Annotated in this window: 14 protein-coding genes and 1 rRNA gene; 2 read left to right on the top strand and 13 right to left on the bottom strand. The window is 51.8% G+C overall.

Going from position 1 to position 11,642, the window contains the following annotated elements; translation table 11 throughout:
* Positions 1–201: ribosomal RNA gene (locus ACVBDQ_RS12290) — 16S ribosomal RNA — on the bottom strand; the annotation flags it as partial.
* A 672-nt stretch (positions 202–873) separates the two neighbouring features.
* Here ACVBDQ_RS12290 and pdaB point away from each other — a divergent pair.
* Positions 874–1,629, top strand: a complete 756-nt coding sequence (gene pdaB, locus ACVBDQ_RS12285; protein WP_011229660.1) for a polysaccharide deacetylase family sporulation protein PdaB — start codon at positions 874–876, stop codon at positions 1,627–1,629.
* A 135-nt stretch (positions 1,630–1,764) separates the two neighbouring features.
* Here the strand turns inward: pdaB and ACVBDQ_RS12280 are convergent, their stop codons facing one another.
* Entirely contained in the window at positions 1,765–2,364 is a 600-nt protein-coding gene (locus tag ACVBDQ_RS12280; protein ID WP_011229659.1) for a KinB-signaling pathway activation protein, read from the bottom strand.
* A gap of 149 nt (positions 2,365–2,513) precedes the next feature.
* Between ACVBDQ_RS12280 and gerD the strand changes: the two genes are divergently transcribed.
* Positions 2,514–3,140, top strand: a complete 627-nt coding sequence (gerD, locus tag ACVBDQ_RS12275) for a spore germination lipoprotein GerD (RefSeq protein ID WP_014194611.1) — start codon at positions 2,514–2,516, stop codon at positions 3,138–3,140.
* Positions 3,141–3,226: 86 nt separating this feature from the next.
* Here the strand turns inward: gerD and ACVBDQ_RS12270 are convergent, their stop codons facing one another.
* From ACVBDQ_RS12270 to ACVBDQ_RS12220, 11 genes are all read right to left on the bottom strand, one after another.
* On the bottom strand, positions 3,227–4,243 hold the full coding sequence (locus ACVBDQ_RS12270; protein ID WP_011229655.1) for an Mrp/NBP35 family ATP-binding protein: 1,017 nt from the start codon (positions 4,241–4,243) through the stop codon (positions 3,227–3,229).
* Between the two features lie 194 nt (positions 4,244–4,437).
* Positions 4,438–5,154, bottom strand: a complete 717-nt coding sequence (gene cwlD / locus ACVBDQ_RS12265) for an N-acetylmuramoyl-L-alanine amidase CwlD (RefSeq protein WP_011229654.1) — start codon at positions 5,152–5,154, stop codon at positions 4,438–4,440.
* A 66-nt stretch (positions 5,155–5,220) separates the two neighbouring features.
* Positions 5,221–5,661: a YbaK family protein gene (locus ACVBDQ_RS12260; RefSeq protein ID WP_011229653.1), complete on the bottom strand. Its 441-nt coding sequence runs from the start codon at positions 5,659–5,661 to the stop codon at positions 5,221–5,223.
* Between the two features lie 119 nt (positions 5,662–5,780).
* Positions 5,781–6,173, bottom strand: coding sequence for a 30S ribosomal protein S9 (rpsI, locus tag ACVBDQ_RS12255; RefSeq protein ID WP_011229652.1), 393 nt, complete (start codon positions 6,171–6,173; stop codon positions 5,781–5,783).
* A gap of 20 nt (positions 6,174–6,193) precedes the next feature.
* On the bottom strand, positions 6,194–6,631 hold the full coding sequence (rplM, locus tag ACVBDQ_RS12250) for a 50S ribosomal protein L13 (protein ID WP_011229651.1): 438 nt from the start codon (positions 6,629–6,631) through the stop codon (positions 6,194–6,196).
* A 179-nt stretch (positions 6,632–6,810) separates the two neighbouring features.
* The gene (gene truA, locus ACVBDQ_RS12245) at positions 6,811–7,587 is read right to left on the bottom strand and encodes a tRNA pseudouridine(38-40) synthase TruA (protein ID WP_011229650.1); all 777 of its coding nucleotides are present in this window, start codon (positions 7,585–7,587) and stop codon (positions 6,811–6,813) included.
* Positions 7,588–7,599: 12 nt separating this feature from the next.
* A complete protein-coding gene (locus tag ACVBDQ_RS12240) occupies positions 7,600–8,397 on the bottom strand; it encodes an energy-coupling factor transporter transmembrane component T family protein (protein ID WP_011229649.1) in 798 nt (265 codons plus the stop codon).
* Positions 8,390–9,262 carry an energy-coupling factor ABC transporter ATP-binding protein gene (locus ACVBDQ_RS12235; RefSeq protein ID WP_011229648.1) on the bottom strand — a complete coding sequence of 291 codons (873 nt, stop codon included), beginning with the start codon at positions 9,260–9,262 and terminating at the stop codon, positions 8,390–8,392. Before ACVBDQ_RS12235 ends, ACVBDQ_RS12240 begins: the two co-directional genes overlap by 8 nt.
* Positions 9,238–10,077 (bottom strand): energy-coupling factor ABC transporter ATP-binding protein, encoded by an 840-nt coding sequence (locus ACVBDQ_RS12230; protein ID WP_011229647.1) that lies wholly within the window; start codon positions 10,075–10,077, stop codon positions 9,238–9,240. The genes ACVBDQ_RS12235 and ACVBDQ_RS12230 overlap by 25 nt, the downstream gene beginning before the upstream one ends.
* 117 nt (positions 10,078–10,194) lie before the next feature.
* Positions 10,195–10,557 carry a 50S ribosomal protein L17 gene (rplQ, locus tag ACVBDQ_RS12225; protein ID WP_011229646.1) on the bottom strand — a complete coding sequence of 121 codons (363 nt, stop codon included), beginning with the start codon at positions 10,555–10,557 and terminating at the stop codon, positions 10,195–10,197.
* 100 nt (positions 10,558–10,657) lie between these two features.
* Entirely contained in the window at positions 10,658–11,602 is a 945-nt protein-coding gene (locus ACVBDQ_RS12220; protein ID WP_011229645.1) for a DNA-directed RNA polymerase subunit alpha, read from the bottom strand.
* Positions 11,603–11,642 lie beyond the last annotated feature (40 nt).

The raw sequence follows: 11,642 nt of genomic DNA, 5'->3' as shown, positions 1-11,642 counted from the left end.
AGACCATGCGGTCTTCGGTGTTATCCGGTATTAGCTCCGGTTTCCCGGAGTTATCCCGGTCTTGCGGGCAGGTTGCCCACGTGTTACTCACCCGTCCGCCGCTGACCAAATCAGAGCAAGCTCCGATCCGGTCCGCTCGACTTGCATGTATTAGGCACGCCGCCAGCGTTCGTCCTGAGCCAGGATCAAACTCTCCAAAGAAAGTTGATTGGCTTTTCGCATTGTCCAACTTCGGCCAAAGCGGCCTCCGCTTTTCGTATTGTCCAGCTTCGGCCCGCCGCCGCTCGGGGTCAAATCACCTTCGCCTTCGGGATTGTAAATCCCTGCAGGCGAAGAACATTTGCCCATCGCGGCGACCCGCGGGCCTCAGCTTTTCTTTCGCGCTTCGTTTCGTTCAGTTTTCAAGGAACGAGACCTCTTCTTGAACTTGCTTCGTTGCAGTCTTGCGCCGAGGAACCCAATCCCCCCGAATTCACTAGAAGACACAGACGCAAAGTTGCTGCATTGAAACAACTTCTCTGCTGATTTGCAGTCTTGAACTGAAGAATAGTTGAATCTTCCTCTTGCAAACAGCTCTTTTATACTAACATGCCTCTTTTTTCTTGTCAAGATCTTTTCCGTTGCTTTTCGTCACTCACCGCTATCGAACACTCTGTCCGATTAGCGACGATTTTTAATATACCACTTACCAATCAAAAATGCAATATCTTTTTTAGGGGAATTTCAGGAACCGACGCCAGACCGTTCCTTTAGGCTTCCTCCATCTCTTCGACGGTAAGAGGACTGGCAAATAAGTTTCATAACCGCCATGGCTGTCCGCATAAGATGTTATTAGGACAACGATTTTACAATGCAAAAAAGGGGGCCGATGTCATGTTTTACGCGTTGAACGGACGGACGCTGAAAAAAGCTCTCATTATTATCTGCTCCGCCTTTTTCACCGCCGTCGTCTTGTACGCTTATGAAATGAACCGTCCAGTTTTTTCGCTTCCTTCTGGGCCGAAGGCGGTATATAAAGTGGACAACGCCCGCAATGAGGTGGCGTTGACGTTCGATATCAGCTGGGGAGATGAGAATGCAGACAAAATTTTGGATGTCTTGAAGCAGCACGGGATTCAAAACGCGACCTTTTTTTTATCCGCCTCATGGGCCGAACGCCATCCAGCCGTAGTGAAGCGGATCAAAGAGGAGGGGCATGAGATTGGCAGTATGGGATATAACTTTGTCAACTATACGGAACTTGAGAACGCCAAAATCCGTCAAGATTTAATCATGGCGAAAAAAGTGTTTGACATGTTGGGAATTAAACAGGTTGAGCTGCTGCGCCCCCCTGGGGGGAACTTCAACAAAAATGTGTTAAAAGTTGCTCAGTCCCTCGGCTACACTGTCGTCCATTGGAGCATTGACTCGAAAGACTGGCTCAACCCTGGGACAGACCAAATTGTTGAGAACGTCACGAGGGACCTGGAACCGGGCGATATCGTGCTCCTTCACGCATCTGATTCGGCAAAACAGACAGCCAAAGCGCTGCCGAAAATTATCGCTTCCATGAAAGAAAACGGCTACAAAAACGTCAACCTCTCCGAGCTGTTGGCGAATGGCGAAGCCGAAAGCCGCGGGATCGAGTGACACGTTCCGACAGCGGCCTGCGCCGGTGCGGCTGGATTGCGGCGGCAGACAAGCCGCCAATTGGAATGATTGGCTTTTGGCGAACAGCCGTTTTTTCGCGGCTGCCATAAGAAAACAGGCGGCGCCTTGCTTTCTTTATTGTTTCGCGCTGCCTGTCAATTTATGCAGTATAAGAAGCTGGTATGCATTGCATACTAATAAAGGAATCAACATCAAATACAGCCAATCACGGTCGTTGATGCGCAACACGGGAAACCATTCAATGACCGTAACGACGACCATAAAGAACAAAGCCGGAACGAACGCCCCTTTGTTCGTCTGTGCGCTCTTGACGTAGGCAACAACGAGACCAACCACCAAAATGAACAATGCGGTCAATAGATACGGAATGATTGAATCGCCCTTGTCCGCAAACGCCATGTAGCGGAAATACACTAAATCGAACAGCACGAACATGATCAAAACAACCTGCACAGCGTTCCATAGCGAACGGAAGATGCCAAGCCCGAACCGGTGGACGGTTAAATAAGCAAAAAACCCCGCCTGACTGATGACGCTGAAAATAAAGCCAACACCGATATGCCATAACAAAACAGCCATAAATTCGACCATTTCCAGGCGCAACAGCAAGCGCCCGAATTCTTCCCAGTTGAACACAATGCCGACGGCCGCCGTGGCGATGCCGCCGATCAGCAGCGTCGATAAAAATAAACGCACCCATTTGCGGCTGTTCACAGCTTCATCCTCCATCATTTCAGCATAACCCGCTTACCATTTTACCAGCGCCCTTGTGAAAAAGCCAGCTCCGATCTCCCCCATGTATATTTTTTTCGCCAACATTCATATTAAGGGTGAGGGATTTTTGCAGAAAGGAGCTCACTTTCATGAACAAATGCCTACCGCTCCTCTTGCTCAGTTTTCTCGTTCTTGGTTCCTGTGCCCCTCAAGAAATCAGCCCCCCTCCCCCGGATTATGACGAAACGAAAAAGATGGTTGTTGACATTTTAAAAACCGACGAGGGGAAAAAGGCGATTCAAGATATTATGTCGGAAGATCAGATGAAGCAGCAACTAGTCATAGATCAAAAAGCTGTAAAAGAAACGCTGCAACAAATGCTGACATCCGATCAAGGAAAAAAGTTCTGGGAAAGTGCGTTAAAAGACCCGAAATTCGCTGAAAGTTTTGCCAAAGGGCTGCAAGCAGAACATGAAAAAATGATGAAGGCGCTCATGAAAGATCCCGATTACCAGGCGCTGATGATCGATATTTTAAAAGATCCAGAAATGGAAAAAGCCATGGTCGATGTCTTAAAAAGCAAAGAGTTCCGCCAGCATTTGCAAAAGGTGATCACGGAAACGTTGAACAGCCCGCTGTATCAGGCGAAAATTCAAGATATGTTGATGAAAGCAGCTGAAAAGGTTCAGCAAGGCGGAGAAAAACAAGAAGAAGGCGGAGGGGAAGGGGGAGAGGGAGAAGAAAGCACCGGCAACCAACAAGGCGGAGGAGGTTAATCAAGCAAAAAAAGCGTCCGTGCGCTGAAAACCGCCAACGCTCTAATCGGCGGTTTCTCGCCATCGGACGCTTTTTGTGAAACCGATTAATATTTTGCAACGATTTTGCGGGCGATATCCATATAAATTTTCCCGATCGGATGATCTTCTGCGTAAACGGACGGAGCGAAGTCGTCGTCGTTCCAATCCGGCTGCTGAAGCGGCAGCTGCCCTAACAGCTCGGTTTGCAGCTCTTTAGCCAGCTTTTCTCCGCCACCCTTGCCGAAGACATACTCCCGCTCCCCTGTTTTCCGGCTCTCGTAGTACGACATATTTTCGATCACGCCGATAATTTCATGTTCGGTGCGCAACGCCATTGCCCCAGCGCGGGCAGCGACAAACGCAGCGGTCGGATGCGGAGTCGTGACGATAATTTCTTTGCACGACGGCAAGAGCGTATGGACGTCCAAGGCGACGTCGCCCGTACCAGGCGGCAAGTCAAGCAGCAAGTAATCCAAGTCTCCCCATTCGACCTCTTTGAAAAAGTTGTTCAACATTTTCCCAAGCATCGGGCCGCGCCAAATGACCGGGGCGTTGTCCTCGACGAAAAAGGCCATCGAAATGACTTTTACGCCAAACCGTTCGACCGGGATGATTTTGTCGCCCCTCACCGTCGGGCGCTCGGTGATTCCCATCATGTCCGGAACGCTGAACCCATAAATGTCCGCGTCAATCAACCCGACTTTTTTGCCGAGCCGGGCGAGCGCGACCGCCAAATTGACGGAAACGGTCGACTTGCCGACTCCACCTTTGCCGCTGGCAATGGCGATATACGTCGTTTTTTGCTTGTTTTCGCTATATTTCTCCACCACGTCGCGCGGCAGTTCGGCGAACCGCAGCCCGACCGTCGCAGCGCCCGCGTCTTTCAGCTGCTCGACGATCGCCGTTTGCACGCGAAGCTGCTCGGGCGTTCCGGTTTTGGCGAGCGCGATTTTCACGCTGACATGGTTTTTCTCTTCCTTAATTTTGATTTCTTGGATGGCATTCGTCTCTTTAAACGTTTTGTTTAAAAAGGGATCTTTCATCTTTTCAAGAATGGCGCGCACTTCAGTTTCCGTCAACATCGTATTCACCAACCCTTTTGCAAATCAATGGTCATTTCTACGTGTTATCATACCATAAATCGGCAGACGGCCGCCATGTTTGACTTGCTCCCGCACGTCCCCGCGGTTGAAAAGGGGGGAATTTCTAATTCCTTTTGGCGAAACAAGGCCGGTCGGCTGTCTGTCTCCTCTGTTCCGACCTTAAAAAATCCCCGCTACTCGCGAGGCGTATGTTCATTGGAAAAATAGCGGAGCACTCCTTTATAAATCGAGGCGGCCAGCTTCGTTTGGTAGCCATCAGACACAAGCAGCTCTCGCTCATCGGGATTCGACAAAAACCCAACCTCGACAAGCGCGCCGGGGATTTTTGCATGCTTGAGCAAATAGACGGTATCAATCATTTTTGCCAGTCGATGGGTGTTCTCCAAATTGCGCCGCAATTCCGCTTGGATAAATCTCGCCAGCCGCTCGTTTTCGATGAACGACCCGTAATAAAACGTCTGCGCTCCTCGCCAACGCGGCGACGGGATGGCGTTGAGATGGATGCTGATGAAAAGATCGGCATTCGATCGATTGACGAAAGCCGTTCGTTCGAGCAAATCCTCCGTTTTCCGTCGGCTGTAGCCGCGTGTGGACGGGCTGGCCAAGTCCCGATCCGTCTCGCGCGTCATCAGGACGAGCGCCCCTTGCTGCTGCAGATAATCGCGCAGCTTTTTCGCCACGTTGAGCGCGATGTCCTTTTCCACCGCCTCGCCACCGACGGCGCCGCCGTCCGGCCCACCATGGCCGGGGTCCAATACGATGATTCTCCCCGATAATGGGAGATTCCATGGTTTTGTTGATGTCAAATCGGAAAATAAAGACGGAAATAGCAAAGTGCTCATAAGGGCGACGGCAGCAAAAGCGACCAGCCACTTCCATTTTTCTCTCATTGTTTCTCCTCCCGCACGTTTCCCTTCTCTATCTTATATGGGACAAGGCGCGGGAATAGAACTCATTCAGCGAAGTTTTAGACGACGCCGTTTTTTGCCCCGCTCAAATCCTTCCGTCCACCAGTTGCCGATATATTGTTCACACGCGTCATACAGCGACTGGCTGAGGAAATCGTTGTCGATATTGCCCCAAAAGCAAAGAAAATCAAACAGCGTATCGATCAAATATTTTTCTTCTTGAGCACATCGACAACGTACGCTGGCCGCCGGCTCCCCATAATAGCCGAATCGGCTGTAGCGAGCGCCGAGCAAATACGCTTCAATGGCCAGATCAATACAGCCTTCCTCAACAACGGATGGGAACATCCGATACGCCGTATAAAACGGAACAAAGTGCTCAAGCGCTTTGGTCCGTAATTTCTCAAGCGACAGTTCGCGCAACATGTTCCGTTCATAGCGAAGCTGCTTTTCCTGCCTTTTTTCCGCCAATGAAGTGATGACTGTCATCGTCTTTCACGCTCCTTTACGATGTAGTGTCTAACGATCGCTCACAATCATACGCGCGGGCGAAAGGCAGAAATAAGCAAAAAACCCAGCCAAATCGGCTGGGTTGGAACATCACGCGATTAACGTTTCGAGAATTGCGGAGCGCGGCGGGCGCCTTTGAGCCCGTATTTTTTGCGTTCTTTAACGCGAGCATCGCGCGTCAGCAAACCGGCCCGTTTCAGCACCGTGCGGAATTCCGGATCGACTTCAAGCAACGCACGGGCGATGCCATGGCGAATCGCACCGGCTTGGCCGGCAAATCCGCCGCCTTGGACATTCACCAAAACGTCGTAGCTGCCAAGCGTTTCCGTCAATACGAGCGGCTGTTTTACCATTTCGATGAGCGCTTCCGTCGGGATGTACTCGCGAATGTCACGCTTATTGACAATGATGCGGCCATCGCCCGGGACAAGGCGGACACGGGCGACCGAGCTTTTGCGACGACCTGTGCCGTAATATTGTACTTGTGCCAAAATCATACCCTCCCTTATGATTATCCGCGAAGTTCATACACTTCTGGTTTTTGTGCTTGATGCGGATGTTCGCTTCCACGGTAAACGTGCAACTTTTTGAACATTTGCCGGCCAAGGCTGCCTTTTGGAAGCATGCCGCGCACCGCACGTTCGATCATTTGTTCCGGGTAGTTCGTACGCATTTCCAGCGCTGTTCTTACTTTTAAGCCACCCGGATATAAGCTGTGGCGATAGTACAGTTTTTTCGTCAACTTTTTCCCAGTCAGTTCGACTTTGTCCGCATTGATGACGATGACGTGATCTCCGCAATCAACGTGCGGAGTGAACGTCGGTTTATGTTTGCCGCGCAACAGCGCCGCTACTTCGCTGGCTAAGCGGCCTAACGTTTTGCCAGCTGCGTCGACAACGTACCATTTACGCTCTACTTCATTCGGTTTCGCCATATAAGTCGTACGCAATGCAGTTCCCTCCTAAAATAAAAAAATGAACAAACAAAATGGTCGTTTATTTCAACACGATTATGGTCCGGGGCTAATCGTGGAAAATACATGCCATATGATATAATAGCTTGCCGGCGCGCCAATGTCAAGAAGATGTTACACAAGGACTCGTTGTCTTAAAAAGCCGGAGAAAACCATCAGCCATCCACCAATGAGTGAACCAAACATTCATCCTCATAGTATACGCGCCATAAATACAGCCCTTCGGCCGGCGCGGTTGGACCAGCGAGGCGCCGATCTTTCGCCGCAAGCAGTGTCGAAATGTCGGCGGGAGAACGCTTCCCTTGGCCGATCTCCAACACCGTGCCAACGATAATGCGCACCATGTTGTACAAAAAGCCGCTGCCGACAAACCGAAACTCGAGCATCGGGCCGTCGGCCTTCACTTCAGCCCGATACATGGTGCGCACCCGGTCTTCGATCGACGTTTTTGCGGAACAAAAGCTTGTAAAATCGTGCGTTCCATGAAGCAAACGAAGCGCCTCGTTCATCGCGCTGATATGAAGCGAATATGGATGCCATGCGCAATAATGGCGGCGAAACACGTCGCGCTCGGCAGCCGTCCATACTTTATAGCGGTATTCTTTCGCTTTCGCCGAAAAACGGGCGTGGAAGTCTGCATCGGCCTCCTGTACAAAGCGAACGACGATATCATCCGGCAGCTGGGCGTTCAACGCCTTTTTCCACTGCTCCGAGGAAAGGGAAAGCGGCGTATCAAAGTGGATCACTTGCCCATAGGCATGAACGCCGGCATCCGTCCTTCCGGAAGCCGCCACACGCACTTTTGTCCCTTTATGCATCCGCCGAAGCACTTCCTCAAACTCGCCTTGCACCGTCCGCTTTCCCGGCTGGATTTGGTAGCCGGAAAAGTGGGTGCCATCATAGGCGATGATGCATTTGATCCGTTGTGTCATGGCCTTCCTCCGCTATGAGCGTAATAAACAAAGCAATACGGCCAGCAGCGCCACAGCCGCTAAAAACGCGATGTCCACCGGCTTCCAAGCGAGCTGGCGGAATTTCGTCCGCCCTTCCCCGCCGCGGTAGCCGCGCGCCTCCATGGCTGTCGCCAGCTCATCGGCTCGTTTGAACGAGCTGATAAACAGGGGCACAAGCAGTGAGACAATGGCTTTCATCCGTTCGGAAAAACGGCCGCCAGAAAAATCAACACCACGAGCCGCCTGTGCTTTCATAATTTTTTCCGTCTCTTCCATCAATGTTGGAATGAATCGAAGCGAAATGGCCATCATCAAGGCGAGCTCATGGACAGGAACGCGCATCTTTTTGAGCGGCCCGAGCAAACTTTCGACGCCGTCGGTCACTTCAATCGGCGTCGTCGTCAACGTCAACATCGTCGTCATCAATACAAGGAGCAAAAACCTTAGGGAAATAAAGACCCCTTGCTTGATGCCGCCTTCATATACAGAGAGCGCACCGATTTGGTAGATGACGTCTCCTTCTTTCGTCATGAATAGATGCAACAGCAATGTAAACAAAACGACCCATAAAATCGGTTTCAAGCCGCGGGCAATGAACGAAAACGGGATGCGAGACAGAGCTGCAAAGGCAAACGCAAACAGCGACAGCAGTGCATACGTCGCCGCATTGTTCGCCAAAAAGACGATCAGGACGTAAGCAAACACGATCAATAGTTTGGCGCGCGGGTCTAAGCGATGAATGACGGAATGACCAGGCACATATTGCCCGATAATCAAATGATTAGTCATGGACGCTCACCTTGGAGAACAATTGCTGGATGGCTTCCGCTGTCTGTTCCAACGTCAAGCATGGCGACGGAATGACAACGCCGAACCGCTTTTCGAGCTGCTGTTTCAATTTGACCGTTTCCGGCACACTCAAACCGATGGCAGCCAGTTTGTCAGCGTCGCGAAACATCTCTTCCGGCGTTCCGTGGCCCCATACCGTTCCTTCATGCATGACGATGATTTCATCAGCGTACCGAGCTGCATCTTCCATGCTGTGGGTGACGAGAACGGTTGTCAACTGCTTCTCACGATGGAGGCGATAAAACATCTCCATCATCTCTTTGCGCCCGCGCGGATCAAGGCCCGCGGTCGGTTCATCGAGCACGAGCACTTCTGGTTCAAGCGCGAGCACGCCGGCGATGGCGACGCGCCGCATTTGCCCTCCGCTCAAATCAAACGGCGATTTCGCCAATACGTCTTCACTCAATCCGACGAGCTTAATGAGCTCCCGCGCCTTCCGCTTCGCCTCGTCTTCCGGCACGCCAAAATTGAGCGGGCCAAAACAAATATCTTTCTCCACCGTTTCTTCAAACAACTGGTGCTCCGGGAACTGGAAGACGACCCCGACCTTTTTGCGCAGCGGTTTCAGCTGCTTTGGCCGCTTATGGCTCGTGATCGTCTCTTCGCCGATCTTCACCGCGCCGCTTGTCGGCTGCAGCAACCCGTTTAAATGCTGAAGGAGGGTCGATTTTCCTGAGCCCGTATGCCCAACCACGGCAACGTACGCCCCGCTTCGGATTGCGACATTGACATCATAGAGCGCCCGACGGGCAAGCGGTGAACGGGCGTTGTACACATGCTCTACTTTTTCGAATACAATGTCCATAGCTCCTCGACCAACTCCTCTGTCGTGAAATATCCAGCCCGAAGCGGAATGCCTTGTTCCCGCAAGCGACTGCCCATTTTCACGGCAAACGGCAAATCAAGACCGATGCGCTCGAGCTTGCTTCCGAGCCGAAAGATTTGCTCCGGCGTCCCTTCTGCCATCACTTCGCCTTTGTTCATCACAATGAGACGGTCCGCCTTCGCTGCCTCTTCCAAATCATGGGTAATTGACAAGACGGTAATGCGCTGCTGGCGGTTCAGGCGGCGCACCGTCTCAAGCACTTCTTCCCTTCCACGCGGGTCAAGCATCGATGTCGCTTCGTCCAAAATGATCATATCGGGGCGGAGCGCCAAAATGCCAGCGATGGCGACGCGCTGTTTTTGCCCCCCAGACAACCGGTGCGGCTCATAATGGAGAAACGGCTCCATATGGACTTGGCGAATGGCCTCGCGAATGCGCTCGACCATTTCCAAGCGCGGAATGCCGTTGTTTTCAAGGGCAAAAGCGATGTCGTCTTCCACGGTCGCACCGACAAACTGGTTGTCCGGGTTCTGGAACACAAGGCCGACGCGGCGGCGCACCTCCCAAACGGTTGCGTCGTTCAAAAGGCGTCCAAACAAGCGAATGGCGCCCCGCTCCGGCCGAAGCAAGCCGATCAGCATCCGAGCGATGGTCGATTTGCCGGATCCGTTATGGCCGACGATCGCTAACCACTCCCCGCGCTCGGCCGTGAAGCTGACGTTTTGCACCGCATAGTCGGATTGATTTGGATAGCGAAAGGACACTCCCTCGATCGACAAGATTGGTTCGGCCATGATCGTTTCCCCTTGCTTCGCCGCGTTGCAAACGCAGCCTGCTAAATGATGGTAAACAAAAAAAGGGCATAGATCCAGTTCAAACGAAACTGTCTCGCCCTTGTTGAAATGAAACCGTTACACGAGTTCAATAATGACCATCGGCGCCCCGTCACCGCGGCGAGGACCAAGTTTCATAATGCGCGTATAGCCGCCTTGGCGATCTTGGTAGCGCGGCGCAATGTCGCTGAACAGCTTTTGCAACGCATCCTGGCCGGTTTCGCTGTTGGCGACCTCCTTGCGGATGAATGCCGCTGCTTGGCGGCGGGCATGCAAATCGCCGCGTTTGCCGAGCGTAATCATTTTTTCCATGACCGAGCGCAGTTCTTTCGCCCGCGCTTCCGTCGTTTCAATGCGTTCGTTGATGATTAAGTCTGTTGCCAAGTCGCGAAGCAGTGCTTTTCGTTGCGAAGTCGTGCGTCCTAATTTTCTGTACGACATCAAATGTCCCTCCCTTTTAAAGTGATGTGTTCCTCATGGTGGCCATCATCAAAGCAATATGGTGAAAGTGTGTTTCCGGCTTGCCGGCGGAGGCCGGCACTTAGTCGTCTTTGCGCAGGCTGAGGCCAAGCTCAGCCAGTTTCGCTTTTACTTCCTCAAGCGACTTGCGGCCGAGGTTGCGCACTTTCATCATATCTTCTTCCGTTTTTTGCGTCAGTTCTTGAACAGTGTTGATGCCGGCCCGCTTCAAGCAATTGTAGGAACGAACCGAAAGATCGAGTTCCTCGATCGTCATTTCGAGCACTTTTTCTTTTTGATCGTCCTCTTTCTCGACCATGATCTCCGCATTTTGCGCCTCATCCGTCAAGCCGACAAAAATGTTCAAGTGCTCCGTTAAAATTTTCGCTCCAAGGGAAATGGCCTCTTTCGGCCCAATGCTTCCATCCGTCCACACATCAATGGTCAGCTTGTCATAGTCCGTCACTTGGCCGACCCTTGTATTCTCGACTTGATAGGAAACTCGGGAGACCGGCGTATAAATGGAATCGATCGGAATGACGCCGATGGGCTGGTCTTCGCGCTTATTCGCCTCAGCAGGAACATATCCGCGCCCCCGCTTGGCAGTCATGCGCATGCGCAGGCGGCCGCCTTCCGCCAGCGTCGCGATATGAAGGTCCGGGTTTAAAATTTCTACATCGCTGTCGTGAGTGATATCGGCAGCCGTGACAACTCCTTCACCCTGCACATCAATCTCCAACGTTTTCTCTTCGTCTGAATAAATTTTCAACGCTAGTTTTTTGATATTCAAAATGATGGCTGTCACATCTTCAACGACGCCGTCAATCGTTGAAAACTCATGCAAGACGCCGTCGATTTGCACCGATGTTACAGCTGCACCAGGGAGTGAAGACAATAGGATACGACGCAAGGAGTTCCCTAAGGTTGTACCATATCCACGCTCAAGCGGTTCGACGACGAATTTGCCATATTTGGCATCTTCGCTCAGTTCGACCGTTTCAATTTTCGGCTTTTCAATTTCAATCATCGATTATTATACCCTCCTTCAAAACGTCGAGACCCCGATC

The sequence above is a fragment of the Geobacillus sp. CCR genome (assembly GCF_052906625.1).
Note: the sequence above shows the minus strand (reverse complement) of the source record. Positions and strands in the feature narration are given on the sequence as shown.